Annotated in this window: 26 protein-coding genes and 1 riboswitch; of the genes, 14 read left to right on the forward strand and 12 right to left on the reverse strand. The window is 73.7% G+C overall.

Annotated elements, in window-relative coordinates; translation table 11 throughout:
- Nucleotides 1-39 precede the first annotated feature (39 nt).
- The 6 genes from ACTWPP_RS20215 to ACTWPP_RS20240 all read right to left on the reverse strand — a co-directional run bounded on the left by ACTWPP_RS20215 (nucleotide 40) and on the right by ACTWPP_RS20240 (nucleotide 4,240).
- A complete protein-coding gene (locus tag ACTWPP_RS20215; protein ID WP_443105848.1) occupies nucleotides 40-297 on the reverse strand; it encodes an EF-hand domain-containing protein in 258 nt (85 codons plus the stop codon).
- Nucleotides 298-389: 92 nt separating this feature from the next.
- Nucleotides 390-1,127, reverse strand: coding sequence for a sugar isomerase domain-containing protein (locus ACTWPP_RS20220; protein ID WP_443105849.1), 738 nt, complete (start codon nucleotides 1,125-1,127; stop codon nucleotides 390-392).
- Entirely contained in the window at nucleotides 1,120-1,602 is a 483-nt protein-coding gene (locus tag ACTWPP_RS20225) for a PTS sugar transporter subunit IIA (protein ID WP_443105850.1), read from the reverse strand. Before ACTWPP_RS20225 ends, ACTWPP_RS20220 begins: the two co-directional genes overlap by 8 nt.
- Nucleotides 1,599-1,901, reverse strand: coding sequence for a PTS sugar transporter subunit IIB (locus tag ACTWPP_RS20230; RefSeq protein WP_443105851.1), 303 nt, complete (start codon nucleotides 1,899-1,901; stop codon nucleotides 1,599-1,601). Before ACTWPP_RS20230 ends, ACTWPP_RS20225 begins: the two co-directional genes overlap by 4 nt.
- A 60-nt stretch (nucleotides 1,902-1,961) precedes the next feature.
- Nucleotides 1,962-3,398, reverse strand: coding sequence for a PTS ascorbate transporter subunit IIC (locus ACTWPP_RS20235; protein WP_443105852.1), 1,437 nt, complete (start codon nucleotides 3,396-3,398; stop codon nucleotides 1,962-1,964).
- Nucleotides 3,399-3,499: 101 nt separating this feature from the next.
- A complete protein-coding gene (locus tag ACTWPP_RS20240) occupies nucleotides 3,500-4,240 on the reverse strand; it encodes a GntR family transcriptional regulator (RefSeq protein ID WP_443105853.1) in 741 nt (246 codons plus the stop codon).
- A 131-nt stretch (nucleotides 4,241-4,371) separates the two neighbouring features.
- On the opposite strand from ACTWPP_RS20240, the gene ACTWPP_RS20245 reads away from it, so the two are divergent.
- A complete protein-coding gene (locus ACTWPP_RS20245; protein ID WP_443105854.1) occupies nucleotides 4,372-5,745 on the forward strand; it encodes a hypothetical protein in 1,374 nt (457 codons plus the stop codon).
- Nucleotides 5,746-5,812: 67 nt separating this feature from the next.
- Nucleotides 5,813-6,934 carry a carbohydrate kinase family protein gene (locus tag ACTWPP_RS20250; RefSeq protein ID WP_443105855.1) on the forward strand — a complete coding sequence of 374 codons (1,122 nt, stop codon included), beginning with the start codon at nucleotides 5,813-5,815 and terminating at the stop codon, nucleotides 6,932-6,934.
- Between the two features lie 2 nt (nucleotides 6,935-6,936).
- Here the strand turns inward: ACTWPP_RS20250 and ACTWPP_RS20255 are convergent, their stop codons facing one another.
- Nucleotides 6,937-7,893 (reverse strand): cupin domain-containing protein, encoded by a 957-nt coding sequence (locus ACTWPP_RS20255; protein ID WP_443105856.1) that lies wholly within the window; start codon nucleotides 7,891-7,893, stop codon nucleotides 6,937-6,939.
- 81 nt (nucleotides 7,894-7,974) lie between these two features.
- On the opposite strand from ACTWPP_RS20255, the gene ACTWPP_RS20260 reads away from it, so the two are divergent.
- The gene (locus ACTWPP_RS20260) at nucleotides 7,975-8,823 is read left to right on the forward strand and encodes an NAD(P)H-binding protein (protein WP_443105857.1); all 849 of its coding nucleotides are present in this window, start codon (nucleotides 7,975-7,977) and stop codon (nucleotides 8,821-8,823) included.
- Nucleotides 8,824-8,853: 30 nt separating this feature from the next.
- Complete coding sequence (locus ACTWPP_RS20265) at nucleotides 8,854-9,357, forward strand: anthrone oxygenase family protein (RefSeq protein ID WP_443105858.1); 504 nt, start codon at nucleotides 8,854-8,856, stop codon at nucleotides 9,355-9,357.
- Nucleotides 9,358-9,416: 59 nt separating this feature from the next.
- Here ACTWPP_RS20265 and ACTWPP_RS20270 read toward each other — a convergent pair whose 3' ends face one another.
- Nucleotides 9,417-10,847, reverse strand: coding sequence for an alpha/beta hydrolase family protein (locus tag ACTWPP_RS20270; RefSeq protein ID WP_443105859.1), 1,431 nt, complete (start codon nucleotides 10,845-10,847; stop codon nucleotides 9,417-9,419).
- 79 nt (nucleotides 10,848-10,926) lie between these two features.
- Here ACTWPP_RS20270 and ACTWPP_RS20275 point away from each other — a divergent pair, with 79 nt between their 5' ends.
- Genes ACTWPP_RS20275 through ACTWPP_RS20285 form a run of 3 tightly spaced genes read left to right on the forward strand, consistent with a single transcriptional unit; the run spans nucleotide 10,927 to nucleotide 13,026 of the window.
- Nucleotides 10,927-11,502, forward strand: a complete 576-nt coding sequence (locus ACTWPP_RS20275; RefSeq protein WP_443105860.1) for a helix-turn-helix domain-containing protein — start codon at nucleotides 10,927-10,929, stop codon at nucleotides 11,500-11,502.
- Between the two features lie 46 nt (nucleotides 11,503-11,548).
- Complete coding sequence (locus tag ACTWPP_RS20280; RefSeq protein ID WP_443105861.1) at nucleotides 11,549-12,385, forward strand: metallophosphoesterase family protein; 837 nt, start codon at nucleotides 11,549-11,551, stop codon at nucleotides 12,383-12,385.
- The gene (locus ACTWPP_RS20285; protein WP_443105862.1) at nucleotides 12,382-13,026 is read left to right on the forward strand and encodes a 4'-phosphopantetheinyl transferase family protein; all 645 of its coding nucleotides are present in this window, start codon (nucleotides 12,382-12,384) and stop codon (nucleotides 13,024-13,026) included. Before ACTWPP_RS20280 ends, ACTWPP_RS20285 begins: the two co-directional genes overlap by 4 nt.
- Here the strand turns inward: ACTWPP_RS20285 and ACTWPP_RS20290 are convergent.
- On the reverse strand, nucleotides 13,023-13,607 hold the full coding sequence (locus tag ACTWPP_RS20290; protein ID WP_443105863.1) for a TetR/AcrR family transcriptional regulator: 585 nt from the start codon (nucleotides 13,605-13,607) through the stop codon (nucleotides 13,023-13,025). The genes ACTWPP_RS20285 and ACTWPP_RS20290 overlap by 4 nt on opposite strands.
- Before the next feature lie 194 nt (nucleotides 13,608-13,801).
- The gene (gene thiC, locus ACTWPP_RS20295; protein WP_443105864.1) at nucleotides 13,802-15,523 is read right to left on the reverse strand and encodes a phosphomethylpyrimidine synthase ThiC; all 1,722 of its coding nucleotides are present in this window, start codon (nucleotides 15,521-15,523) and stop codon (nucleotides 13,802-13,804) included.
- A riboswitch (TPP riboswitch) is annotated at nucleotides 15,519-15,632 on the reverse strand. Its footprint overlaps the gene before it by 5 nt.
- An 80-nt stretch (nucleotides 15,633-15,712) precedes the next feature.
- On the opposite strand from thiC, the gene tsaA reads away from it, so the two are divergent.
- Nucleotides 15,713-16,126: a tRNA (N6-threonylcarbamoyladenosine(37)-N6)-methyltransferase TrmO gene (tsaA, locus tag ACTWPP_RS20300; protein WP_443105865.1), complete on the forward strand. Its 414-nt coding sequence runs from the start codon at nucleotides 15,713-15,715 to the stop codon at nucleotides 16,124-16,126.
- A 25-nt stretch (nucleotides 16,127-16,151) separates the two neighbouring features.
- On the opposite strand, the gene ACTWPP_RS20305 is transcribed toward tsaA, so the two are convergent.
- Nucleotides 16,152-17,219, reverse strand: coding sequence for a hypothetical protein (locus ACTWPP_RS20305; RefSeq protein ID WP_443105866.1), 1,068 nt, complete (start codon nucleotides 17,217-17,219; stop codon nucleotides 16,152-16,154).
- 146 nt (nucleotides 17,220-17,365) lie between these two features.
- Between ACTWPP_RS20305 and ACTWPP_RS20310 the strand changes: the two genes are divergently transcribed.
- The 3 genes from ACTWPP_RS20310 to ACTWPP_RS20320 all read left to right on the forward strand — a co-directional run bounded on the left by ACTWPP_RS20310 (nucleotide 17,366) and on the right by ACTWPP_RS20320 (nucleotide 21,864).
- Complete coding sequence (locus ACTWPP_RS20310) at nucleotides 17,366-18,544, forward strand: sensor histidine kinase (protein WP_443105867.1); 1,179 nt, start codon at nucleotides 17,366-17,368, stop codon at nucleotides 18,542-18,544.
- A 135-nt stretch (nucleotides 18,545-18,679) separates the two neighbouring features.
- Nucleotides 18,680-19,369, forward strand: a complete 690-nt coding sequence (locus ACTWPP_RS20315; RefSeq protein ID WP_443105868.1) for a CDP-alcohol phosphatidyltransferase family protein — start codon at nucleotides 18,680-18,682, stop codon at nucleotides 19,367-19,369.
- Nucleotides 19,366-21,864 (forward strand): sugar phosphate nucleotidyltransferase, encoded by a 2,499-nt coding sequence (locus ACTWPP_RS20320; RefSeq protein ID WP_443105869.1) that lies wholly within the window; start codon nucleotides 19,366-19,368, stop codon nucleotides 21,862-21,864. The genes ACTWPP_RS20315 and ACTWPP_RS20320 overlap by 4 nt, the downstream gene beginning before the upstream one ends.
- Nucleotides 21,865-21,876: 12 nt before the next feature.
- Here ACTWPP_RS20320 and ACTWPP_RS20325 read toward each other — a convergent pair whose 3' ends face one another.
- Nucleotides 21,877-23,229, reverse strand: a complete 1,353-nt coding sequence (locus ACTWPP_RS20325; protein ID WP_443105870.1) for an aminotransferase-like domain-containing protein — start codon at nucleotides 23,227-23,229, stop codon at nucleotides 21,877-21,879.
- Between the two features lie 95 nt (nucleotides 23,230-23,324).
- On the opposite strand from ACTWPP_RS20325, the gene ACTWPP_RS20330 reads away from it, so the two are divergent.
- The 3 genes from ACTWPP_RS20330 to ACTWPP_RS20340 are packed head-to-tail and all read left to right on the forward strand — an operon-like array spanning nucleotide 23,325 to nucleotide 25,655.
- Nucleotides 23,325-23,963 carry a LysE family translocator gene (locus tag ACTWPP_RS20330; protein ID WP_443105871.1) on the forward strand — a complete coding sequence of 213 codons (639 nt, stop codon included), beginning with the start codon at nucleotides 23,325-23,327 and terminating at the stop codon, nucleotides 23,961-23,963.
- Nucleotides 23,964-24,019: 56 nt separating this feature from the next.
- On the forward strand, nucleotides 24,020-24,712 hold the full coding sequence (locus tag ACTWPP_RS20335; RefSeq protein ID WP_443105872.1) for a response regulator transcription factor: 693 nt from the start codon (nucleotides 24,020-24,022) through the stop codon (nucleotides 24,710-24,712).
- Between the two features lie 37 nt (nucleotides 24,713-24,749).
- Nucleotides 24,750-25,655, forward strand: coding sequence for a DUF881 domain-containing protein (locus ACTWPP_RS20340; RefSeq protein WP_443105873.1), 906 nt, complete (start codon nucleotides 24,750-24,752; stop codon nucleotides 25,653-25,655).
- Nucleotides 25,656-25,687 lie beyond the last annotated feature (32 nt).

Raw genomic sequence — 25,687 nt, forward strand, 5'->3', positions numbered from 1 at the left:
GCCGGCGCGGTGCCGGCGGGCCCGTCGTTCCCGCCGTCGTCAGGCGCGCGTACCGGGCAGCGGGCCCCCGGCCCAGCCCTGGGACTCCAGGATCGCGCGGTACTCCCCGTAGGAGATGAACCCGTCGAGGTTGCTGTCGGCCCTCTCGAACCTGTCCTGCGTCTCGGCGCGCGTCCAGGACAGGCCGAGCTCCTCCAGGACGAGCGTGAACTCCATCAGGTCGAGCTTGTCGTCGCCGCCGAGGTCCGCGCGCCTGAACACGGCAAGAAGGTCGTCTCCGGCCGGTCTCGTCGTCATCTCGCTCCTCGCTCCGGTCCGATGTGGCCCGCATCATTTCATAGGGGGCAAGCCGGTCCATATGAGAAACGCCGCAGGAAGAGGCCCGGTTCCTACTCGCCCGTGAGCTCGGGGACGCGGTGCCGGTAGCGCTCCAGCAGCGCGACGTTCACCTCGTCGCCGCCGGGGACGTTCGCGCTCGTCCAGCGGGGCGGGTCCACCCCGCGCGCCGCCGCGAGGTCGTCGAGCGCGGCCAGCACCCGCGACCACGCGTACGCGGCGAGGATCGTGGAGACCGCCGCCGTGCGCGGCTCCTCCGCCGGATGCAGCGCGTCGCCGGGCGGGACGCGGGTGTCCAGCACGATCGCGGCGTGGTCGGCCAGCGTCGTGGCGGCCCGCGCCGCGGCGCCCTCCGACGCCCGCGCCGATGTCACCGCGACGACCGGCACGCCGCGCGCCGCGCACTCCTCGGCGACCTCGACCGGGTACGGGTTGCGGCCGCTGGTGGAGAACACCACCGCCACGTCCGGCGGGGCGGGTGCGGCCCGGGCGACCACGTCGCGCCCCACCCCGCCCCGCCGCTCGACGCGGGTGCTGCGCACGGCGTCGTCGAGCGGGAACACGCCCGGGTCCCAGATCGGGCGGACCGCGGCGAGGCCCCCGGCCCGGTAGAACGTCTCGCACACCATCGCCAGGGAATGCCCCGCCCCGGCGACGTGCACGATCCCATCGGCCTCGATCGAATCCAGCAGCAAGGCGGCGGTGGCGCCGATCGATTCGCCGGAGGCGTCGTCGAGGTCGTCCAGTAGTGTCCGCACCCGGTCGGGGAACTGCCGGGCGGCGTCAGGCATCGGGCAGGGCCTCCTTCAGGACGCGGGCCAGGCCGTCCTCTCCGGACGCGGCGCGGAGCCGGTCGGCCAGGCCGCCGGACAGCGCGCGTGCCAGACCGGACAGCGTGCCGACGTGCGCGTCGGGGTCGGGTGTGCAGAACGCGAGGAGCAGGTCCACCGGATCATTATCCGGGTGGCCGAACCCGACGGGCGCGGCCAGCCGGGTCACGCCGACGCCGACGGCCAGCCCGCCGTCCTCCGGGCGGGCGTGGACGAGCGCCAGCCCCTTCGTCAGCACGATGTAGGGGCCGTTCTCCTCGACCACCCGGACGCACGCGTCGGGGTAGCCCTCTCCGGCGGCGCCGGCGTCGACCAGCGCGGAGGCCGCCGCGCGGACGGCCTCCCGCCAGTCGCCGGCCGGCGCCGCGTCGGTCGCCGTCACCACGTGCGGTCGCCGGGACGTCCGGGGGCCGGCCCCCTCGGAACGCGAGGTCACGAGAGCCAGCCCTGCTCGGTCAGGCGCTCCCTCAGCTGGGATTCCAGGCCCTCCTTGTCCATGAAGTCGCTGACGGTGATCACGACGGGTGCGAGGTCGGCGATCTCGCTGGTGTGCATGCCCTGGCCGATCACCACGTCGGGCGACATCCCGCGCGCGGAGGACACGTCGGTGTTCTCCACCCGGGCCTCCACGCCGAGCGAGCGCAGCGCGTCCTCGGCGGTCATCTTGAGCATCAGGCTGGTGCCCATGCCGACGCCGCAGACCGCGAGGATCTCCAGTTGCCGGTCCAGTGCCATCTCGGTCCTTCTCTCTTGTCGCCCTTGGTCGCCCTTGTCGCCGCGGTCGGGCGATCGCGGTCAGGCCTTCGCGGGGGCCTTGCCGCCCTCCTCGGGCGCCGCGTCCCCGCCGTCCTCCCGGCGCTTGTCGGCGCGGCCGAGGAGCAGCAGCGTCACGACGGTGGCGGCGATCGCGACGGCGGGCACGAGCCAGATCGACCTGTCGCCGATGACCGGGTCGGCCGCCTCCAGCAGCCAGGCGATCGCGTACCAGTCGGGGTCGGCGAGGGTGGCCAGCTCGGGGGCGGTCTTCTCGTACAGGCCCCAGGTGACGGCCTGACCGACCGCGAGGATCAGGCCGGTGATCACGCCGCCGAGGGCGGCGCCGCGCCAGCCCGACACCACGTTGCCGAACAGCCCGGCCGCGCCGCCGACGAAGAACAGCATGATCATGGGCGGGGCGAGGGTGAACCAGCCCGCGCCTGCGAACACGCCGAGGCAGACCAGGAACACCGCGGTGGAGGCCACGAACCCGACCATGACGGCGGTCGGCGCGACGGGGAAGACGGTCGGCGCGTCCAGCGCCGGGCGGGTTCCGGGGATGACCCGGTCGCTGAACCCCTTGAACGCGGGGACGATCTCGGCGAGGAACATCCGCACCCCGAACAGCAGGATCGCGATGCCTCCCGCGAACCGGAGGGCGACCAGCAGCGCCCACACCCACGGGGACAGCTTGGCGTCCATCTCCGCCGCGGCCTCGCTCACCACGCCGCCGTCGGCGAACGCGACCGCCACCAGCATGATCACGCTGATGATCAGCGCGGTGCTGACGTTGACGTCCTTGAAGAACGACAGCTGCCGCGGCAGCTTCAGCTTCTCGGTGTCGTACTTCTCACGGCTGCCCAGCGGGCGGGCGGCGTAGCCGGTGATCAGGCAGGCGAGCGAGCTGGTGTGCGCGTACCCGAACCGGTCGTCCGGCACGACGCGGCGCATCAGCGGCCGCATCCACAGCGGCTGGAGCGTCCAGTACGCGGCGACGAACCCGGCCCCGCACAGCACCAGCGTGAGCTGGTCGGCGCCCGGCGCGATCGTCACCAGCGACGCGACCGTCACCGTGCTGATCCAGAACATCAGGTGCCCGGTGAGGTACAGGTACCTGGCCGCCGGGAACAGCCGCACGACCAGCACGTGGACGAGGAACGCCACCGTGATGACCAGCGCGATCGTCCCGCCCTGGTCGGTGAGGAAGTCGGCGAGGGTGTTGTCGGCCTTCGGCGGCGTGGTCCCCATCGCGCTGGCGAGGACGGTCTGGAAGCTGGTCAGCCCGCCGGTGAACACCTCCACGCCGATGAACAGGATGACCACGCCGATCGTGGCGCGCAGCGCGCCGGCGAAGACGTCCTCGAACCGCTTGCGCTGCAGGATCAGCCCGATGAGGGTGATGAGCCCGATGAGGATGGGCACCTGGCCGAACACGTTGTCGGCCAGGAAGGTGAGGATGTCCTTGATGACGTCCATGGTGAAGTCGCCTCACTTCTCCGGGGGGTGGGTCGTGCGCTGTCGCCCCCGTCAGCGCGAACGGACGGTCGTGCTCCCCGGGCGGCGCGCCCGGGGGCGGGTCAGTGGGTCGGTGGTCGCAGGTCGAGCTCCAGGCGGTACCGGTCGCCGCGGTAGACCGACCTGACGTATTCCAGGGGCCGTCCGTCCTCGTCTCTGGTGATCCGCTCGAACAGGAACGCCGGCGTGTGCACCGGCACGTCCAGTTCGGCCGCCTCCTCGGCGGTGGTGACGGTCGGCTCGATCGTCTCGGTGCCCGAGGCGATCACGATGCCGTTGCCTCTCAGCAGGTCGTAGAACGACCGCCCCTCCAGGTCGTGCCGCCGCAGGCCGGGCATCAGCGACCGCGGCAGGTAGAGGGTCTCGATGGCCATGGTGGTCCCGTCGGCGAGCCGGAGCCGCCGAATGGTAAATACCTCTTCTGCGGGTGACAGGGCCAGCCGCCTGCCGATCCGCGCCCCCGCGGTCTCGGTGCGGAACGACAGGACCCGGCCCCCCGGCTTCATCCCGCGCCTGATCATGTCCTCGGTGAACGAGCTCATGGTCAGCGAGACGGCGATCCGGGGTTCGGCCACGTAGGTGCCGCTCCCGTGCCGCCGGTCCAGCAGGCCCTCGGCGACGAGACCGTCGATGGCCTGGCGCAGCGTCGGCCGGGAGACGCCGAGTTCGTCGGCCAGCCGGCGCTCGGACGGCAGGGCGTCCCCGACGTCCAGCTCGTCCAGCATCGCCAGCAGCTCGCGGCGGACCGCCTGCCGTTTCGTGTGCCCGGATCTGGCCTCACCGCCGGATGGCACGCTGCTCACCTCCTTTGATGCTGTTCCTGTCGCAGCACACGGTATGTCCCATTGTGGCGACTGGTCAATACCACTTTGGCGATGTTTGCCGTGGCCGCGGGCGCGGCGGCGGCCTAGTGTCACCGGCGATCGTCCTGACCATGCCGAGGCCGCGCCGGACGCGCGGCGAGAAAGGCTGCGACATGCGCAACTCCGTACGCGGCGCCGTGGCGCTGACGCTCCCGCTGATCCTGCCGGCGGCCCTGTGCGCGGGCCCGGCCCACGCGGGCGCGGGCCCGCCCGGCGCCCGTGAGGGATGGCGGCTGGTCGCCGCCGAGCCGTTCAACCGCCACCTGGACGACGCCAAAGTGCCCTGGAAGCGGGACAGCGACGGCCCATCGAGCCCCTACGACGTCGACATGTACGACAACGACGGCGCCTACTTCGACACCGTGGGCGGCCCGGCGTTCCGCGAGCGGCTCGCCGAGATGAAGACCTACCGCAAGTCGTTCAGTTTCGGTAAGCGCGGCTGGCTCACCGCGGAACTGGCCGCCCGCGACGCCGACGGGGACGGCAGGCCCGACCAGCCGCCGACGCTCACGTCCGGCAAGGGCGTCGCGCACCTGAACGAGCCCGTCCACCAGGCGGGCGTCGTCATCCGCTCCACCCGCGACCTGCCCGCCGAGTACCGGGTCGAGATGACGTTGCGCGGCCTGGAGTTCGGCGGGCAGCGCGACGGGTCGTGGGACTACCCGGACGGCCGGATCAACGGCTACTCGCCGGAGGGCTGCAAGACCAACTTCCCGTGGGCGTCCGGCGGGGACTTCACCAGGCCGGAGTGCGAATGGGCGAACGTCCGCACCGACTCCAACGGCTTCTACTACATGTCGATCATGGACTACCGGCGGGTCGCGCCGCACAACAACATCTTCATCCACGCCCACCGCAAGGTCGCGATGGACGGCTACAACCGCTACAAGTACACCGGCTCCGGCCTGCTGTACTGCAACCCCGCCACCGGGGAGTACGAGCCCTACTCCGCCGGGACGGGCAACGGCGTCAACGCGCTCTTCATGACCGACGACCGCAGGTACGCGACCATGCCGGGCACCGAGTACCTGATGGAGAGCGAGTGCGGGTTCAAGAAGGGCGGCGCGATCGTCTCGGCCGTCGACATGAAGCCCGGGCTGCTACCGGACGAGCCCTACACGTTCGCGATCGAGCGGCGCGACGGCGCCTACACGATGGAGATGTCCGGCGTCTTCGCGCACGTGGGCCAGGCGACCTTCCGCTACACCCGCGCCTTCGTCCAGGACGGGGAGCCCATCTGGCACTACAACCAGCGGCCGGACGAGTACGACGGCCGGTTCAACGCCGACTGGACCTGGGAGGGACCGGGCGGCACGCTCACCGACCGCGACACCTGGCCCGCCGGATCCGCCTACCCGGACCGGTTCATGGTCGGTGACCCGCACATGAATTTCTACGAGGGGAATGCCCAGGTCGACGACATCCGGCTGTACGTTCCGAGGTAAGCGTCGATGTCGGTGGCGGGGGCTAGGGTCCGCAGGACGTGCCCAAAGCCTCGCACTGGGGGGCCTCGTGACTCAGCAGACCGCGCCGGGCCGGCCGCCCGAGCCGTCCCTCGCCGACCCCTGCGCGGAGCGGGAGCCGGCGGGGGACCGGCTGCGCGGCGGTGAGGGTCCGGCGCCGGCGCTGGACGTGTTCCTGTCCGGCCGGGTCTTCATGGACATGATCTTCACCGGGCTGCCGGGGCTGCCGCCGCCGGGCACCGAGATCGTCACCGACGGGCTCGGCTCGGCGCCCGGCGGCGCCGCCAACATCGCCGTCGCGATGAGCCGGCTCGGCCTGCGGGTCGGGCTGGCGGCGCCGTTCGGCGACGACATGTTCGGCGCCTACCTGTGGCGGACCCTCGCCGAGCAGGAGGGCGTCGACCTCGGGCTGTCCCGGCGGGTGCGCGGCTGGTCCACGCCGGTGACGGTGTCCATGGCCTACGACTCCGACCGCAGCATGGTGACCTACGCGCGTCCCGTGCCGGCCGCGGTGGACGACCTGGCGGGCGCGCCGCCGTCCGCGCGGGCGTGCTTCGTCGACGTCGACCGGCCGGTGCCGCCGTGGGCCGCGGCGATGCGCGAGCGCGGCGCGCTGGTGTTCGGCGACCTCGGCTGGGACCAGACCGGCGCCTGGCCGGCCGAGGTCCTCGACCGGCTCCGGCACGTGGACGTGTTCCTGCCGAACGCCGCCGAGGCGATGGCCTACACGCGCACGAGCACCCCGCGGGAGGCCGCGGAGGCGCTGTCGGGGCGCGGCGTGCCGGTGGTCGTGGTCAAGTGCGGCGGGGACGGCGCCATCGCGATCGACTCGGCGGCGGGCGAGCGGGCCGAGATCAGCGCGCTGCCGGTCGAGGCGCTCGACCCGACCGGCGCGGGCGACGTGTTCGCCGCCGGGTTCGTGTTCGCCACCCTCGCCGGCCTTTCCCTGGTCGAGCGGCTCCGGTTCGCCAACCTGTGCGCCGGGCTGTCGGTGCGGCACCGCAGCGGCTCGCTCGGCTCGCCCTGCTGGGGCGAGATCGCCGCCTTCGGCGAGTCGGGGGAGCTCCCCGAGTCGGTCCTGGCGGAGTACGCGTTCGTGATCCCGTTCATCCCGGACGCGGCGGACGACTCGGTCGTCCGCGCCGAACCCACCCTGCGCAAGGAGCGCTAGCGTCAGCCGCCGGCGGCGGGGCCGGTGCCCGGGCCGGCGCGGTACTCCTGCGGGCTGACGCCGTGCTCGCGCTTGAAGGCCGTGCTGAGCGCGAACGCGTTGCCGTAGCCGACCCGGCGCGCCACCGCCTCCAGCGTCGCGTCGCTCTCCCGCAGCAGGTCGGCGGCCTGGGCGAGGCGGATCCCCGTCAGGTACGACATGGGCGGTTCGCCGATCAGCTTCGCGAACCGCTGCGCGAGCGCCGCACGGGACACGCCGACCTCGGCGGCGAGGTCGGCGACGGTCCACGGGTGCGACAGGTCGTCGTGCAGCAGCCGCAGCGCCGGGCCCACGATCGCGTCGCCGTGGGCGCGGTACCAGCCGGGGGCCTCGGCGTCCGGCCGGGAGAACCAGGCGCGGAGCGTCCCGATGAGCAGCAGGTCGAGCAGCCGGTCGAGGACGATCTCCTGGCCGGGCTCGTCCTTGCCGATCTCCTCGCCGAGCACGTCGACCAGCGGCGACTTCCAGGTGTCGCCGCGGACGACCGCGATCGGGGGCAGGGCGGCCAGCAGCCGCCGCGTGATGGCGCCGCGCATCTGGTAGGTGCCGACCAGCATGACCGCCGACCCGTCGGGGTCGTTGCCCCAGGCGCGGACGCCGAGGTCCATCGCCTCCGCCAGGCTCGTCCCGTCCGGGGTGGTGCAGTGCTGCCCCGGGTGGACGACGATCTGCGGCTCGGTCGCCGGGTCGTCGCCGACCGTGTACGGGTCGGGGCCCCGGAAGATCACCATGTCGCCGGGGGAGACGCGCCGCGGCTCGCCGCCGTCCGGGGTCAGCCACGCGTCGTCGCTGACCATCGAGAGCAGCGTCAGGGGCGCCTCGTCCTGGATCCGCATCGACCAGGGCGGGGTGAGCGACGCGCGCAGCAGGAACGCCCCCCGTGCCCGAGGCCCGTCGAGGAGGTCGGTGAGGGCGTCCATGGGGCAAGGGTAGACGCTCGCGAATGCGGGCGAGCTTCTCAACGATGGTGGCCGGGAGCGTCCGACGGTTGACTCGAAGGCATGACGAACACGGCACGGACCATCATCGAGAACGGCCTCACCCTCGTGCTCGGCGGGACCGGCAAGACCGGCCGCCGCGTCGTCGAGCGGCTGGAGGCCCTGGACGTCCCGGTCCGGATGGGGTCGCGGTCGGCGTCGCCGGCCTTCGACTGGGAGGACGGGACGACCTGGGAGCCCGTCCTGCACGGCGTCGAGAAGGTCTATCTGTCGTACTATCCGGACCTGGCGGTCCCCGGCGCGGCCGAGGTCATCCGCGCCTTCACGGCCAAGGCGGCCGACGCCGGCGTGCGGCACGCGGTGCTGCTCTCCGGGCGCGGCGAGGACGAGGCGCGGGAGTGCGAGCGGATCGTCCAGGACTCGGGCATGGCGTGGACGGTCGTGCGGTCGAGCTGGTTCGCGCAGAACTTCAGCGAGGACTACCTCCTCGACCCCGTCCGGGCGGGCGAGGTCGCCCTGCCGGCCGGGGATGTGCCCGAGCCGTTCGTGGACGCCGACGACATCGCGGACGTGGCGGTCGCGGCGCTCACCCGCGACGGGCACGCCGGCGAGGTCTACGAGGTGACCGGGCCCCGCGCCCTCACCTTCGCCGAGGCCGTCGCCGAGATCGGCCGCGCGGCCGGACGCGACGTCGCCTTCGTCCCGGTCGCGACGGAGGACTACGCGGCCGTCCTCAAGGAGCACGGCCTCCCCGACGAGCTGATCGACTTCCTGACGTACCTGTTCGACACCGTCCTGGACGGCCGCAACACCGCGACCGCCGACGGCGTGCGGCGTGCGCTCGGCCGTGAGCCGGTGGACTTCGCCGGGTACGCGCGGCGGACCGCGGCCAGCGGCATCTGGAACACCTGACGCGACCACCCTTGGAAGATGGGAATTTCGATGAGAACCATGTTCGCGGGCGCTTCGGTGACCCTTTCGATCATCATGGCGGCCGGCATGGCCGGGGCGTTCTTCGCCTTCTCGACCGGCGTGATGCCGGGCCTGAACGCGGCGAGGCCGGCGTCGGCGATCGACGCCATGCAGGGCATCAACCAGAAGATCCAGAACCCGGTCTTCATCGCGGCCTTCCTGCTGGTGCCGGTAATGGCGATCGCGGCGGGGGTGCTGCTGCTGACCCTGGACGAGAAGTCCGCGGCCGTGCTGTTCTTCGTCGCGGCCGGCGTGTACTTCGCGGGCGCGCTCGTTCCGAGCTTCGCGGTGAACATCCCGATGAACAACGCCCTCGACCGTGCGGCGATCCCCGCGGACGCGTCGGAGGCGGCGAAGGTCTGGTCGGACTACTCCGGCCGCTGGACGGCCTGGAACACCGCGCGGGCCCTGTTCGGCTGGGCGAGCCTCCTCGCGATGAGCCTCGGCGTCTACCTCTGGGGCAAGAGCGACTGACGCGGCACCGGGACGGCGCGGCCCGCGCTCCATCTGGAGACGGGCCGCGCCGTTCGCCGTCAGGGGAGGAGCAGGCCCCAGTAGAAGGCCCAGGGGACGAAGACGGCGCCCGCGGTGAGCAGCAGCCCGAGCCTGACGTGCTCGCCCACCGGGACGGTGCCGGCGGCCCGCCGCCACGCCACCGCGGTCGCGACTCCGGCGGCGACGGCGGCCACGGCGAGCCCCTGCAGCGCGAGCCACGGCAGCGGCCTTCCCGCCAGGATGGGACCCGGGTCCGGATACCTCCCGGCGGCCATCAGGTAGAAGATGAAGAAGAGCAGGCCGACGGCGGCGGCGAGTCCCGCCCCGGCGAGCAGGCGGGCCCACCGGCTCACCGGGCGCACCGTCCGGCCGCGCAGCCGCCGCACCAGGGCGGCGAGGGGGTAGCCGGTGAACGCGACGACGAACAGCGCGAACGCCCCGACCTGCATCCAGGCGGACGCCCACCATGGCGACGGCGAGATCGCGACGCTCGGGTGGTCCTGCTTCGGCAGCGGCGCGGTGTCGGCCTCGGGCAGGCGCCCGCTCGTCACGTCGTGGACCCACGAGCCGACCAGGTCGGCGTACCCGGGCGCCAGCGCGTCGCCGCGGGTGAGGCCGCCGTCGGGGGTCACGTGCGCGCCGTGGTCGGCCTCGGGGAAGAAGCGGAACGTGTAGTGGGTGTTGCCGCCCCGCCGGAGGGCCTGCGCGAACAGCGGCGGATTGTCCTCGGGCGGGGTCTGCAGGTCGCGTCCGCCCCAGATGCCGAGGAGCGGCTGCCGGACGCGTTCCAGGACGCCCTGGGCGTCGAAGAACGCCTCGGCGAACAGGCCCGCGTCCGCTCCCATCCGGGCGAAGTTGCGCTTGCCGCGGTCGATCAGCGAGCCGGAGACACCCGCCCGGCGCAGCCCGGAACTCTCGTTCCAGACCTGCTGCCGGATCGGGGTCATGGCGTTGCCGCCGACCACGATCACGAACGCGACGTCCGCCGACCGGGACGCGGCCAGCGGCACCACCCAGCCGCCCTCGCTGAGCCCCCACAGTCCCACCTTCGCCGGATCGACGCCGGGCCGGGAGCGCAGCGCCCGGACGGCCCCCAGCGCGTCGTCCGCGAGTTCGGAGTAGGAGCGGCGGAAGTTCGTGTAGCCGGCCGACCGCTTGTCGTAGATCAGGACGGCCAGGCCCCGCCGCGCGAACTCCGTGGCCTCGGTGAGCTTGGCCTCGCGCGGCACGCCGGAGCCCGATCCCGTCACGAGCACGACGCCCGGCAGGGGGCCGCGGGCCTTCTCCGGCACCAGGACCGTGCCGTGCAGGGTGAGCCCGCCGAATCCCTTGAAGCTCACGTCGGTGGCGGTCAGGTCGGCGGGCGCCGGGATCGAGGGGGACGCGGAGGCACTCGCGGGCGGGAGGCACAGGACGCTCAGCAGTACGCCGGCGAGGAGCGCCAGCGCGACGGTCATCGATGTCTTCATGCGAGGGACCGTAGACTGCAGACAAAGCTCTGCAAAGAGTTCTCTGCAAATATACGTCTGTAGTACTAGACTGCTCACCATGAAGGACGATGCCGAGCCCGCCGAGCCCGTCATCCTGGACGACCCGGGGAGGATCAAGGCGCTGAGCCACCCGCTGCGCCGCCGGATCCTGCACCGGCTGCGCGCGCACGGCCCCGCGACGTCCACGACGATCGGCGAGGTCCTCGGCGCCAACACCGGGACGACCAGCTACCACCTGCGCCAGCTGGAGAAGTACGGGTTCATCGAGGAGATCCCCGAGCGGTCCGCCGGCCGGGAGCGCTGGTGGCGCCCCGCCGACACCCCGCGCGACATGCGGCTGCCCCACCCCGAGACCGTCGCCCCCGAGGACCGGGCCGTCCTCGACGAGCTGATACGGGTCGGGCACGCCGAGGACATGGAACTGTTCCGCAGGCTCCCCGAGGAGTACCGGCGCGAGCGGGCCCGGGCGCTGCTCTCGCGGGGCTTCGCCCACATGACCGACGAGGGACTGGCCGAGTTCTTCGAGGCCTACATCCGCCTCCTCAACGAGCACTCCCACCGCCGCGACGACGCGCCCCCCGGCGCGCGTCCGGTCCACATCCGGCTCTTCACGCTCCCCGCCGACGGCGACTGAGCCCCCTTCGAGGGGCTCACGATCGGGCGGGGCCTACGATCACCGGATGAGCGGTGTTCACGCGATCAGCGACCTGCACGTCGGGTTCCCCGAGAACCGCGCGTTCGTCGAGGGGCTGACGCCCGCGTCGGAAGGCGACTGGCTCATCGTCGCGGGCGACGTCGCCGAACGCCTCGCCGACGTCGAATGGACCCTCCGCACGCTGCGCGAACGCTTCGCCGCCGTGATCTGGACGCCCGGCAACCACGAGCTGTGGACGATCAAGGACGACCCGGTGCGGCTGCGCGGAGAGGCCCGCTACCGCAGGCTCGTCGACATGTGCCGGGGCCTGGACGTGCTCACCCCCGAGGACCCGTACCCCGTGTGGGAAGGCGACGGCGGCCCCGTGACGATCGCGCCGCTGTTCATCCTGTACGACTACACGTTCCGGCCGGAAGGGACGTCCACCAAGGAGGAGGCCCTCCGGGTCGCGCACGAGGCGGGCGTCGTGTGCACCGACGAGGTGTACCTCCACCCGGACCCGCACCCCACCCGGGACGCCTGGTGCGACGCCCGGATCTCCTACACCGAGGAACGCCTCGCCGCCCTCGGGCCCGGGACGCGGACCGTCCTCGTCAACCACTGGCCGCTCGTCCGCGAACCCACCCGCGTCCTGTGGTACCCGGAGTTCGCCCAGTGGTGCGGCACCGAGCGCACCGCCGACTGGCACAGCCGGTTCGGCGCGGTGTCCGTCGTGTACGGGCACCTCCACATCCCCCGGACGATCTGGACCGGCGCCGTCCCGCACATCGAGGTGTCGGTCGGCTACCCCCGCGAATGGCGCACGCGGGGCGGGACGCCGCGCGGTCCCCGCCGGATCCTCCCCGTGCCGGAGACGGAATGATCGAGCGCATCCTGCCGCCCGGCGTCGCCACCGCCGCCGCCTACGACGACCCGCCCGAGGCCGTCCTGCTGCCCGAGGAGGAGGCCGCGGTGGCGCGGGCCGTCGAGAAGCGGCGGCTCGAGTTCACGACCGTCCGCTGGTGCGCCCGCCGAGCGCTGGCGGAACTGGGCGTCCCGCACGCCCCGATCACGCGCGGCGAGCGGGGCGCGCCGCGCTGGCCGGACGGCGTCGTCGGCAGCATGACGCACTGCGACGGCTACCGGGCGGCCGCCGTCGCGAGGGCCGGTGAGATGTGGGCTCTCGGCATCGACGCCGAGCCCCACGCGCCACTGCCCGGCGGCGTCCTGCGCACGATCGCCCGGGAGGAGGAGCTGCCGCTCCTGGACGGGCTGCGCCGCACGTCCCCGGACGTCCACTGGGACCGCCTGCTGTTCTGCGCCAAGGAGGCCGTCTACAAGGCGTGGTTCCCGGTCACGGGCCGGTGGCTCGGCTTCGAGGACGCCGCCCTCATCCTCGACCCCGGCGGGACGTTCACGGCCCGGCTGCTCGTCCGGGACTCCCCGTTCGCCGGGTTCAAGGGCCGCTGGACGGCGGGAGACGGCCTGATCACCACCGCGATCGCCGTGCCGCCCCGGGCCTAGCCCCGCCGGCCCGCCTTGCCCGGGATCACCCCGGTGGCGGCGAGCGACAGCAGCCGGCCGGTCGCGTCCGGGTCGTGCTCGGCGACCGTCGCGATCGCGCCCGCGAGCCTCAGCGCGTCGGTGAACACGGTGTCCGGGGGCACGTCCCCGGCCTCCTGGGCGCGGGCGAAGAGCGCCTCGCCGGCCTCGCGCATCGCCCGGGACGCCGGCCCCTCGTCCCGCAGCGACGTCACGGCCGCGGCCGCCATCCCGCGGAACGTCGTCACCTGCGTGACGAACGCGTGCAGCCAGTCCGCCAGGGCGTCCCCGGGCGCGGGGGAGACCATGAGCTCGCGCGCGTGCACGGCCAGCCGGTCGTAGGCGTCGGCGAGCAGTGCCTCCAGGAGGTCCTGCCTCGTCGGGAAGTGGCGGTAGAGCGTCCCGATGCCGACGCCCGCCAGCCGGGCGACGCCCTCCAGGGACGCGCCGGCACCGTCGCGCTGGAACATCTCCCTGGCCGCGGCGAGCAGCCGCGCGCGGTTGCGGCGCACGTCGGCGCGCACCGCCCGGGCGGGGGCCTTCGGCGTGTCGTCGCTGGTCACCTCGGTCGTGGGTCCTTCCCGGCGGGTCAACGGGCCTGCGGCGATTCGGGGGGATCCGCGGCTTTGGAACGGTCCCTTGATAGTAACCGCGGTGAACCGATGACCCTCCCCGGGGAGGCGGGGCCCGCCGCGGACGGTCCGCGGCGGGCCCCGATCCGCACCGGGCCCGCGCCCGCCGGTCAGGTGCCGTCCGGTCAGGTGCCGCCGGGGGAGAGCGGCAGGTAGACGCGCCCGCCGCCGGCCTGGAACTCCTCGGCCTTCTCCCGCATCCCGGCGGTGAGGGCCTCGTCCTCGCCGAGGCCCCGCTCGGCGGCGTACCGCCGGACATCCCGGGTGATCTTCATCGAGCAGAAGTGCGGCCCGCACATCGAGCAGAAGTGCGCGGTCTTCGCCGGGGCGGCCGGGAGCGTCGCGTCATGGAACGCGCGGGCGGTGTCCGGGTCGAGGGACAGGTTGAACTGGTCCTCCCACCGGAAGTCGAACCGCGCGTCCGACAGCGCGTCGTCCCACGCCTGCGCGCCCGGATGGCCCTTCGCCAGGTCCGCGGCGTGCGCCGCGATCTTGTAGGCGATCACGCCGGCCTTGACGTCGTCGCGGTCCGGCAGCCCGAGATGCTCCTTCGGCGTGACGTAGCAGAGCATCGCGGTGCCGTGCCAGCCGATCATCGCGGCGCCGATCGCCGAGGTGATGTGGTCGTAGCCGGGCGCGATGTCGGTGGTCAGCGGCCCGAGCGTGTAGAACGGCGCGCCGTCGCACCACTCCTGCTGCAGGTCGACGTTCTCCTTGATCTTGTGCATCGGGACGTGCCCGGGACCCTCGTTCATCACCTGGTTCCCGTACTCCGCCGCGATCCTCGTCAGCTCCCCCTGCGTGCGCAGCTCGGCGAACTGCGCCTCGTCGTTGGCGTCGGCGATCGAGCCGGGACGCAGCCCGTCCCCCATCGACCAGGTGACGTCGTAGGCCGCGAAGATCTCGCACAGCTCCCGGAACCGCGTGTAGAGGAAGTTCTCCTCGTGATGCGCCAGGCACCACGCCGCCATGATCGACCCGCCGCGGGACACGATGCCGGTCTTGCGGCGCGCCGTCAGCGGCACGTACCGCAGCAGCACCCCCGCGTGGACGGTCATGTAGTCCACGCCCTGCTCGGCCTGCTCGATCACCGTGTCGCGGAAGATCTCGTAGGTCAGCTCGGCCGGGTCGCCGCCCACCTTCTCCACGGCCTGGTACAGCGGGACGGTCCCGACCGGCACCGGCGAGTTGCGCAGGATCCACTCGCGCGTGGTGTGGATGTCCCGGCCCGTCGACAGGTCCATGATCGTGTCGGCGCCCCAGCGGGTCGCCCACGTCATCTTCTCGACCTCGTCGTCGATCGACGACGCCACCGCCGAGTTGCCGATGTTCGCGTTCACCTTGACGAGGAAGTTCCGCCCGATGATCATCGGCTCGATCTCGGGATGGTTGACGTTGGCGGGCAGCACGGCGCGGCCGGCCGCCAGCTCGTCCCGGACGAACTCCGGCGGCACGCCCTCGCGCAGCGCCGCGAACTCCATCTCCGGCGTGATCTCCCCGCGCCGCGCGTAGGCCCGCTGGGTCACCGCGCCGCCGGTCGCGCGGCGCGGCGGGCGCGGCGGGGAACCGTCCCGGACGGGCGCCCCGCGCCCGTCGTCGCCGGGGCGCACCGCCCGCCCCTCGTACGGGGCGGTGTCGCCGCGCTCGGCGATCCACGGTTCCCGCAGCGGCGGCAGGCCCCTGCGGACGTCGGTCTCGTGCCCGGGATCGGTGTACGGCCCGGACGTGTCGTACAGGACGACGGCGTCGCCGTTGGTGAGCGGCACCTCCCGCATCGGTACGCGGATCTCCGGGCGCGAGCCCTGGAGGTAGGTCTTGCGGGCAGCTGGAACCACAGGTTCGGTCATGACGACTCGATCTCTCCCTACGCCGGCATTACCCGGTCAGGTTCATGCGGTCAGCGGCCGTCCCAGCCGCTATCTCAGCCCGGTTCGCCGGGCCCCCGCGATCTGTCGCCTCCGACGCTAACCCGCCGTCCCCCGGTTGCCGCAACCGGCGTTCATGGGATAGAGGGGCGGGCTGACAGAATCGGACGCATGCCAGACGACTTCACCGTGACGGCGGTCGGCCGCGTCGAGTCCACGCTGACCGACCGCGCCGCCGCGCCCAAGCAGGGGCCGGAGGGCTCGCCCGAGGCGTGGCTGGTCTTCGAGCCGTCCGTCCTCGACGCGCTCGACGGCCTGCGGCCGGGCGACCGGGTCTTCGTGCTGACCTGGCTGCACCTGTCGCCGCGCGACGTCCTGCGCGTCCACCCGCGCGACGACCTCGCCGCCCCGATGCGCGGCGTCTTCGCGACCCGCTCACCGGACCGCCCGAACCCGATCGGGCTGCACCCGGTCGAGATACTGGAGATCGCCGGGAACCGCCTGCGCGTCCGGGACCTGGAGGCCCTGGACGGCACCCCGATCCTGGACGTGAAACCCGTCCTCACCTGCTCACCGGACACCTGACCCGTCGCGTCGAGGGCCGCCGCGTTCAGATCCGGCGGGTGATGCGGACCACCATGGGGAGGGCCAGGGTGAGGGTGCGCAGGGTGCCGGGGGCGGACGGCGAACGCTCCAGGCACATGCCGTCGTCGCCGGCGCCGCTCCCGGTCCGCAGCGAGGCGGACTCCCGGCCGTCCACGCCGGTGACGACGTAGCGGTCGCCGGTCCGCCGGGTGACGCCGAGGAGCATCCCGTCGGCGGTGTGGAAGGACGGCTCGTGCCCGCCCCTGATCTCCCCGGCGAGGCGGCCGTCCGCGCCGAACACGCGCATCCGGCCGCGGCCGGACATCGTGGACGCCCTCCTGAACACCAGCAGCGTGCGGGCGTGGGGATCGCGCAGCACGATCGCCCGGCGGCCGCCGCCGCGGGCGAGGACGCCGGACCTGTCCGCCGGGCGCTCGGCCAGCCGCCCGCAGGCCACGGCGAGCAGGGCACCGCCGCGTTCGCCGCGGTAACGGCCCCTGCCGTCGACGGCGACGCGGTCGGCGCGGGGCAGCCCGCCCCCTGGAGGCCGCCCCACCTCATCGCCCTCGTCGTCGAGGACGCGCCAGGCGGCGCCGAGGGTGCCCGTCGTCGCGGCGTGCACGGCCTCGATCCACCCCGGCGGGAGCGACCGGTCGCGGAACAGGGTGGCCGCACGGCCTTCGACCTTCGTGACGGCGTCGACGCCCGGTGCGGCCCCGGGATCGAACCAGACCGTCCAGGCGGGATCGGCGACCGGCCAGACGAGCCCGACGGCGTCCACGGCGTCCGCCGGGATGGTCGCCTCGTTGCCGCGACGGCGGAGGACGAGGCCCTGTTCGCCGATCGTCACGACGAGGCGGGTCCGGTAGATGATGAAGGCCCAGAGGGCGGCGGCCGACGCGGCGAGCACGCCGCCGCCGCCATAGAGGGCGATGGTCCGCCGGGCCTCCTCGGGTTCCCAGGCCTCGGGGCCGGAGAGCGTGGACAACGAGACGGCCAGGCCGGCCGTCAGCGCGGTCAGGCAGAACCGGAGCGGCCACCGGTAGGCCCTCCGGGCCAGGGTGATCTTGAGTCCGGGCGGGGAGACGGACACTGTCGGCCCTTCGTGACGGGGATCGCAGAACTATAGGCCGGGTGCGGCCCCCCGCGGCGCGGACCCGCCGCACTTGCGGCGGCGGTCCCCGCCCGTTGAGGACGGGGCGGTGTGCGGTGATCGCGGGCGTCGGGGAAGATGGGCGGGTGGTGACGGTGCCCCGGATCGGTGCGACGGCGAGAGACGCTCTGCTCGCGACGCTGCTGGCGGTCACGGCGGCCGCGGTGGCGGTCATGTGGCCCGGCGTGCGGGCGCTGGACGTGCCCGGCGCGCTGCTGCTGCTGGCCGCGCACGCCCCCCTCGCGGTGATCAGGCGATGGCCCGCCGCGGGGCTGGCAGCCCTGGTGATCCTGGTGCTGCCGTATCACCTGGCGCAGTACCAGCACCACGCGCTGGTGCCCGCCGAGGTGATCGCCCTGTTCGCGTACGCGGTGCTCGGGCGCCGGGTGCGGGCCGTCATCACCGTCGTGGCGTTCCTGCTGGCCGTGTGCGTGTTCGGGATGGCGATGCGGGCCGGCGGCGGCTCCCTGCGGGAGCAGATCGCGGTCATCGAGGCCGTCGTGTCCGTCGTGATCGCCGTCCAGGTGTGGCGGGTGCACCGGGCCCGGCTGGCGACGATCACCGAGCGGGCCGAACGGGCGGAGCGGACGCGGGAGGAGGAGGCCCGGCGCCGCGTCGCCGAGGAGCGGCTGCGGATCGCCCGGGACCTGCACGACCTCCTCGCCCACAGCATCACGGTCATCGGCGTCCAGGCCGGGGCCGCGTCCCACCTGCTGCGCGCGGACCGGCCGCTCGACCGGGCGGAGCTGGCCGACGCGTTCGGGTCGATCGCGCAGACGTGCCGCGACGCCCGGACGGAACTGCGCGGCACTCTGCAGGTCCTGCGCGGCACCGACGTCGAGACCTCCGGGACGCTGCCCGGTGCGGACGGGATCGCGGACCTGGTGCGGGCCGCGCGCGGCACCGGGATCGAGATCGACTTCGACGCCGCGGGGCTCGGCGGCGGCACCGGTGCCGGGCCGCTGCCGCCGGAGATCGGCGTCGCGGCGTACCGGATCGTCCAGGAGGCCCTGACCAACGTCGTCAAGCACGCGGGGGCGCGGCACGCGACGGTGCGCCTGACGCGCGACGCCGGGGGCCTCGTCGTGCGGGTCGCCGACGACGGGACGGGACCGTCCGGCGGGACGCCCGAGGGGTTCGGGATCCTCGGGATGATCGAGCGGGCGCGCAGCGCCGGCGGGACGCTCGACGCGGGCCCGGGCGACGGCGGCGGGTTCGTCGTCACGGCCGTCTTCCCGCCCGCGGCCGTCGTCAGCCCGCGATGACCCCCGGCCGCGGCCGGGCCTTCCTCCCACGCCGGCCGTGTGCCCGGGCGACCGCCGCGGGCGACGTCATCGGGGGCTTTCAAAAGTCTTACCGGTAGGGTCAGGATCAAGGGACCAGGGGAGGCGAACACGTCGGTGAGCACACAGCAGGAAGCCCCGCAGGACCGGATCTTCACGGTGCCGAACAGCCTGAGCCTGGCCCGGCTGGTGGGCGTCCCGCTGTTCCTGTGGCTCGTGCTCATCGAGGCGGACTGGTGGGCGCTCGGCGTGCTCGTGTTCGCCGGACTGTCCGACTGGCTGGACGGCAAGCTGGCGCGCGCGCTGAACCAGATGAGCAAGCTCGGGACCGTCCTCGACCCGGCCGCCGACCGCCTCTACATCCTGGCGACGCTCATCGGGCTGACGATCCGCGACATCATCCCGCTGTGGCTGGTGGTGGCGCTGGTCGCCCGCGAGTTCGCCATCCTGCCGATCGCGCCGATCGTCCGGCGGCTCGGGTACAGCGGGACGCTTCCGGTGCATTTCATCGGCAAGGCGGGGACGATGTGCCTGCTGTACGCGTTCCCGCTGCTGCTGCTGGGCGACCACGACGGCGGGGCGGCGACCGCGGCGAAGGTCACCGGATGGTCGTTCGCGATCTGGGGGACGGGCCTGTACTGGTGGGCGGCCGTCCTCTACTGGGCCCAGACGCGGCAACTGGTGCTGGCCGGCCGCGCCTCGTCCCCGGCCTCCGGGCCGGACCCCGCGCCCGGACGGGGAGGGCCGGGCGACCCGGGCGCGGATCCGCCGGCCGGCGATCAGAAGGGAGCTGAGACCCCCCGATGAAGGCCGTCGTGATGGCGGGAGGCGAGGGGACGCGGCTGCGTCCCATGACCGCCAACCAGCCCAAGCCGCTGCTTCCGCTGGTCAACCGGCCGATCATGGAGCATGTGCTGCGGCTGCTGAAGAAGCACGGGTTCAGCGAGACCGTCGTCACCGTCCAGTTCCTGGCCGCGCTGATCCGCAACTACTTCGGTGACGGCGAGGAGCTCGGCATGTCGCTGAGCTACGCGACGGAGGAGATCCCGCTCGGCACCGCCGGCAGCGTCAAGAACGCCGAGGAGGCGCTGCGCGACGACCGGTTCCTGGTGATCTCCGGGGACGCGCTCACCGACATCGACCTGACCGACATGGTGCGGTTCCACGAGGAGAACGGCGCCCTCGTCACGATCGGTCTCAAGCGCGTCCCGAACCCGCTGGAGTTCGGCATCATCATCGTGGACGACGAGGGCCGCGTGCAGCGGTTCCTGGAGAAGCCCACGTGGGGGCAGGTGTTCTCCGACACCGTCAACACCGGGATCTACGTGATGGAGCCGGAGGTCCTCGAACACGTCGCGCCGGGGGAGCCGGTCGACTGGTCCGGGGACGTGTTCCCCAAGCTGCTGGCCGAGGGCGCACCGCTGTTCGGGTACATCGCCGACTGCTACTGGGAGGACGTCGGCACCCACGAGAGCTACCTCAAGGCGCAGGCCGACATGCTGTCCGGGGAGGTCGGCATCGACCTGGACGGGTTCGAGATGTCACCCGGCGTCTGGGTGGCCGAGGGCGCCGAGGTGGACGCCGAGGCCGTCCTGAAGGGCCCGCTCTACATCGGCGACTACGCCAAGGTCGAGGCGGGCGTCGAACTGCGGGAGTACACCGTCCTCGGCAGCAACGTGGTGGTGAAGGAGGGCGCGTTCCTGCACCGCGCCATCGTCCACGACAACGTGTTCGTCGCGCCGTCGACGAACCTGCGCGGCTGCGTGGTCGGCAAGAACACCGACATCATGGCCGGCGCCCGCGTCGAGGAGGGCGCGGTCATCGGGGACGAGTGCGTGATCGAGGCGGAGGCGTACGTCTCCAGCGGCGTGAAGGTCTACCCGTTCAAGACGATCGAGGCCGGCGCCGTCGTCAACACCAGCGTGATCTGGGAGTCGCGCGGGCAGCGCAACCTGTTCGGGCCGCGGGGCGTGTCCGGCCTGGTCAACGTGGAGATCACGCCGGAGCTGGCGGTGCGGCTGGCCAGCGCGTACGCGACGACGCTGAAGAAGGGCACCACGGTCGTCACCGGGCGGGACGTCTCCCGCGCCGCCCGCACGCTGAAACGCGCGGTGAACAGCGCCCTGACCGCCAGCGCGATCAACGTCCACGACCTGGAGGCGACGCCGCTGACCGTCGCGCGGTTCGAGACCGGGCGCGAGGACAGCGTGGGCGGCATCTACATCCGGACCACCCTCGGCGACCCGCAGGGCGTCGACATCATCTTCCTCGACCCGGACGGCGCCGACCTGTCGCAGGCCGCGCAGCGCAAGCTGGAGCGGGTGTTCGGCCGGCAGGAGTACCGCCGCGCGTTCCCGGGCGAGATCGCCGAGCTGGCCTACCCGCCGCGCGTCGTGGAGACCTACACCCGCGACCTGCTGCGGCGCGTCGACATCCGCGGGGTCCGCGAGGCCGGGCTGAAGATCGTCCTGGACTGCGCGGGCGGCGTCGCCTCCCTCGTCCTGCCCAACCTGCTCGGCAAGGTCGGGGTGGAGGTCCTCACCCGCAACGCCGGCCTGGACGAGGCCAACCCGACCGAGACGCTCGCCGAGCGGATGCGGGACCTGGAGCGGCTCGGGGAGCTGGTGTCGTCGTCGCGGGCCGCGTTCGGCGTCCGGTTCGACCCGGTGGGGGAGCGGATCTCGCTCGTGGACGAGAACGGCGAGCTGGTCGGCGACGACCGGGCCCTGCTGGTGATGCTGGACCTGGTCGCGGCGGAGCGGCGCGGCGGCAAGGTCGCGCTGCCGGTGACGACGACGCGGGTCGCCGAGCAGGTGTGCCGGTTCCACGGCGTCCAGGTCGAGTGGACGTCCACGTCCCAGGACGTGCTCACCAAGGCCGCCGCGCAGCCCAGCGTGGTCTTCGCGGGGGACGGGCGGGGCGGGTTCCTGATGCCGGAGTTCAGCGGCACGGTCGACGGGATCGCGGCGTTCGTCCGCCTCGTCGGGCTGGTCGCCCGGACGCGGCTGACGCTGTCGCAGATCGACCGCCGCATCCCGGACGCGCACCTGCTGCGCCGCTCCGTCCCGACGCCGTGGGCGGCCAAGGGCAGCGTCATGCGGCATGTGGTGGAGGCCGCCGGCGACCGCACGATCGACACCACCGACGGTGTCCGCGTGGTCGAGGACGACGGCCGCTGGGTCCTCGTCCTACCCGACCCGGCCGAGCCGGTCACCCACCTCTGGGCCGAGGGGCCGGACGCCGACGCGGCGCAGGCGCTCCTGGAGGAGTGGGCCGTCGTCGTCGAACGCGCGGGCTCCTGACGTGACGGTCCGTCAATCGACGAGCGTGTCCTCGGGGGCCCCGGCGGCGATCTCGGCGAGGACGCCGAGGGCGGCGGCGAGGGCCCGCGGGGGCGGGGAGGCGAGCCCGACGCGGACGGCGCGGGGAGCGGAGCCGGTCCCGGCGGCGAAGGCGGCGGCGGGCGTGACGGCGATCCCGTGCCGCGCCGCCGCGGCCACGAAGGTCTCCGCGCGCCACCGGGGCGGCAGGTCCCACCAGCAGAAGTAGGACGGGCCGGCCGGTGCGGCGGCGCCCGGGAGGCGCTCGGCGGCGAGCCGCAGGCGGGACGCGGCGTCGGCGCGCTTGGCGCGGGTCACCGACTCGACCGTGCCGTCGGCGATCCAGCCGGACGCCGCCTCCAGCGCGAACCCCGCCGGCGCCCACGCACCGGAGCGCAGGGCCGCGGCGATACGTCCGGCCAGCGCGGCGGGGGGGACGGCGAACCCGATGCTCAGGCCCGGGGCGAGACGCTTCGACAGGCTGTCGACGAGCACGGTGCGGTCCGGCGCCAGCGCCGCCAGCGGAGCGGGACCGTCCTCCCGGAGGAACGCCCAGATGCGGTCCTCGATGGCGTAGAGGCCGAGCCGTTCCAGGACGGCGGCCAGTTCGGCGCGGCGTTCCCGCGGCATCGTCGTCCCGCACGGATTGTGCAGCGTCGGCTGGACGTACACGGCGCCGAGCGGGGCGCCGCGGTGGGCGCGGGCCAGGGCGTCCGGGCACAGGCCGTGCTCGTCGACCTCGACCGGGACGAGCGTGACGCCGAGCCGCGCCGCGATGCCCTTGATCACCGGATAGGTGACCGCCTCGACCGCGAGCCTCCCGCCGGGCGGCACGAGGGCGGCCACGGCGCCCGCGATCGCCTGCCGCCCGTTCCCGGCGAACAGGACGCCGGACGGTGCGGGCCGCCAGCCCGGCGCGGCCAGCAGCGCGGCCGCCGCCTCCCGGGCGGCGGGCGTCCCCGCGACGCCGGCGGGCCCGAGCGCCGCGCCGAGGACGTCGGGCCGCAGCAGCCGCTCCATCCCGGCGGCCATCAGCTCGCTCTGCCCCGGCACCTCGGGGTAGCTGAGCTCCAGGTCGACGCGCGCGTCCGCCGGCTCGGACAGCGCCGGCTCGGACGGCGCCGTGCCGGACGGGCGCCGCGCCGCGCGGACGAACGTGCCCCGCCCGACCTCGCCCACCACGAGTCCGCGCCCGGCCAGTTCCCGGTAGACGCGGCCCGCCGTCGAGTTCGCGATGCCGCGCTCCCGTGCGAACGCGCGCTGCGGGGGCAGCCGGTCGCCGGGCCGCAGCCGTCCCGCCGCGATCTCGGCGGCCACCGCGTCCGCGACCCTCCGGTAGTCGTCCACAGGCGCCTCCTCGATTGCACTGAGAGCAATCTGATTATTGCACTGAGAAAGCTCGGCCATCTAGTATCGGAGCACTCGGAGACATCAGGAGCGCAATGATCTCGTCCAGCGCCGTGGCGGCCATCGCCCTCATCGCCCTCGGCCTCGTCCTCACCCCCGGCCCCAACATGATCTATCTGGTGTCCCGGTCGGTGGCGCAGGGCCGCCGCGCCGGGCTGATCTCGCTCGCCGGCGTCGCCGCCGGGTTCCTGGTCTACGTCGTCGCCGCCACAGCCGGGATCACCACCGTCTTCACGCTCGTCCCGACGCTCTACACGGTCGTCAAGGTCGCCGGCGCGCTCTACCTGCTGTGGCTGGCGTGGCAGACGGTCCGGCCGGGCGGGACGACGGCGTTCGCCACCGCGGACCTGCCCGCCGACCGGCCGCGCCGGCTGTTCACGATGGGGCTGGTCACCAACCTGCTCAACCCCAAGATCGCGGTCCTGTACGTGTCGCTGCTGCCGCAGTTCGCCGACCCCGACCGCGGCAACGTCGCCGTCCAGAGCATGCTGCTCGGCCTCACCCAGATCACCGTCGCCGTCACCGTCAACGCCCTCATCGTGCTCGGCGCGGGCGGCTTCGCCGCCTTCCTGGCCAGGCGGCCCGGCTGGCGGCGAGCCCAGCGGTACCTGATGGGATCGGTGCTCGCCGGCTTCGCCGTCCAGATGGGCCTCGGCCGCCCCGCCAGCGCCTGACCCGCCGCCGAAGGCCCGGAGTGCGCACGCGACGGTCAGCGGAGAGACTGGGCACCGTGACCCCCACCAAGATCCTCGTCGTGGACGGCGACGCCCGCCTGGCGGACCTCGTCGCGACCGCGCTGCGCTACGAGGGCTTCGAGACGGCCGTGGCCGGATCCGGCGCCGAGGCGCTGGCGAGCGTCCCGCGCTTCGGCCCCGACCTCATCGTCCTGGACGCGCTGCTGCCGGACGGGCCCGCCATCGACGCCCGCGCCCGGCTGCGGCGGGCCGGCTGCGATGCCCCGGTCGTCTTCCTCGCCGCCCGCGACGCCGCCGAGGAGGAGATCAAGGGTCACACCGCCGGCGCGGACGACTGCATGACCAAGCCGTTCAGCCTGGCGGAGCTGACGGCGCGCATCCGCGCCGTGCTGCGCCGCACCCGGCCCTCCGCGCGGGCACGGGCCCGGCTGACGATCGCCGACCTGGAACTCGACGAGGACACCTACGAGGTTCGGCGCGGCGGCGTGCCGATCGGCCTGACCCCCACCGAGTTCACCCTGCTGCGCTACCTGCTCCTCAACTCCGGCCGGGTGCTGACGAAACGGCAGATCCTCGACCACGTCTGGCAGTACGACTTCGGCGGCGGCGACGCCGTCGTCCAGACCTACATCAGCTACCTGCGCCGCAAGGTGGACGACCGCGGCCCCCGCCTCATCCACACGGTGCCGCGTGTCGGGTACATCCTGCGCATGCCGCGGGACGGCTGATGCCGCACCGGCCGCCGTCCCTTGCCATGATGGGGCGGTGATCGCACGACAGGACGACGACGCCCCCGGATGGCGGCGGCCCGACGCGTCCATGTCGCTGCTCGCCGACCTGTTCGCCGGCGAGCTCCTCGACCCCGGGTACGCGGAGGCCGCGGCGCGGCGGGCGCGCCGCGCGGACCGGGCGGGCGGCCCGGGTCCCCGGCGGGGGCGGCTGCGGGGCGGCGGCGTCCTGCTCGTCCTCGTCCTCACCGGGACGCTGATCGCCGTCGCCGGGGCGCAGGTGCGCCGCAGCGAGCCCGTCGCCGCCGAGCAGCGCTCCCGGCTCGTCGGCGAGATCGGCGCCCGCACCGCCGAGACCGACGGCCTGCAGCGCCGGCTCGACCGGCTCCGCGCCGAGACCGAGCGGCAGCGCGCCGCGGCGCTGGCCCGCAGCGACGACGGCCGCCGCGCCCGGGCCCGGCTCGCCCGCGCGGCCGCCGCTGCGGCCGCCGCGCCCGTCACCGGCGAGGGACTGGTGGTCACACTGGACGACGCGCCGCGCGGCGACCCGGACGCGCCCGCCGCGCGGGACCACGCCGCCGCCGGCGGCCGGGTCTATGATCAGGATCTCCAGGTCCTGGTGAACGGGCTCTGGGCGGCGGGCGCCGCGGCGATCGCCGTCAACGGCCAGCGGCTCACGGCGACGACCGCGATCCGCACCGCCGGTGAGGCGATCATGGTCGACTACCGGCCGCTCGCCCGGCCCTACGAGGTGACGGCGCTGGGCGACACCGGCGGCCTGCGGGACGCCTTCGCGGACTCGGCCGCCGACCGGCGGCTGCGGACGCTGAAGGAGCGCTTCGGGATCGGGTACCGCACGCGCCGCGCGCCGGACGTGCGCCTGCCCGCCGCGGGTCCGGTCCGGCTGCGGTACGCCGTCCCCCGCGAGGAGGACGGCCCGTGAGTGGACGGCCCGTGAGAGGACGGCACGGGGAA

Origin of the sequence: Actinomadura sp. 3N407 (genome assembly GCF_052245875.1) — a bacterium.
Lineage (GTDB): Bacteria > Actinomycetota > Actinomycetes > Streptosporangiales > Streptosporangiaceae > Spirillospora.

Excerpts from the sequence above, each read along its gene's own strand:
- ACTWPP_RS20270 (WP_443105859.1), bottom strand. The coding sequence starts at position 10,847 with ATGAAGACATCGATGACCGTCGCGCTGGCGCTCCTCGCCGGCGTACTG.
- ACTWPP_RS20235 (WP_443105852.1), bottom strand. The coding sequence starts at position 3,398 with ATGGACGTCATCAAGGACATCCTCACCTTCCTGGCCGACAACGTGTTC.
- ACTWPP_RS20280 (WP_443105861.1), top strand. The coding sequence starts at position 11,549 with ATGAGCGGTGTTCACGCGATCAGCGACCTGCACGTCGGGTTCCCCGAG.
- ACTWPP_RS20275 (WP_443105860.1), top strand. The coding sequence starts at position 10,927 with ATGAAGGACGATGCCGAGCCCGCCGAGCCCGTCATCCTGGACGACCCG.
- ACTWPP_RS20255 (WP_443105856.1), bottom strand. The coding sequence starts at position 7,893 with ATGGACGCCCTCACCGACCTCCTCGACGGGCCTCGGGCACGGGGGGCG.
- ACTWPP_RS20260 (WP_443105857.1), top strand. The coding sequence starts at position 7,975 with ATGACGAACACGGCACGGACCATCATCGAGAACGGCCTCACCCTCGTG.
- ACTWPP_RS20215 (WP_443105848.1), bottom strand. The coding sequence starts at position 297 with ATGACGACGAGACCGGCCGGAGACGACCTTCTTGCCGTGTTCAGGCGC.
- ACTWPP_RS20245 (WP_443105854.1), top strand. The coding sequence starts at position 4,372 with ATGCCGAGGCCGCGCCGGACGCGCGGCGAGAAAGGCTGCGACATGCGC.
- ACTWPP_RS20265 (WP_443105858.1), top strand. The coding sequence starts at position 8,854 with ATGAGAACCATGTTCGCGGGCGCTTCGGTGACCCTTTCGATCATCATG.
- ACTWPP_RS20285 (WP_443105862.1), top strand. The coding sequence starts at position 12,382 with ATGATCGAGCGCATCCTGCCGCCCGGCGTCGCCACCGCCGCCGCCTAC.
- ACTWPP_RS20330 (WP_443105871.1), top strand. The coding sequence starts at position 23,325 with ATGATCTCGTCCAGCGCCGTGGCGGCCATCGCCCTCATCGCCCTCGGC.
- thiC (WP_443105864.1), bottom strand. The coding sequence starts at position 15,523 with ATGACCGAACCTGTGGTTCCAGCTGCCCGCAAGACCTACCTCCAGGGC.
- ACTWPP_RS20320 (WP_443105869.1), top strand. The coding sequence starts at position 19,366 with ATGAAGGCCGTCGTGATGGCGGGAGGCGAGGGGACGCGGCTGCGTCCC.
- tsaA (WP_443105865.1), top strand. The coding sequence starts at position 15,713 with ATGCCAGACGACTTCACCGTGACGGCGGTCGGCCGCGTCGAGTCCACG.
- ACTWPP_RS20220 (WP_443105849.1), bottom strand. The coding sequence starts at position 1,127 with ATGCCTGACGCCGCCCGGCAGTTCCCCGACCGGGTGCGGACACTACTG.
- ACTWPP_RS20230 (WP_443105851.1), bottom strand. The coding sequence starts at position 1,901 with ATGGCACTGGACCGGCAACTGGAGATCCTCGCGGTCTGCGGCGTCGGC.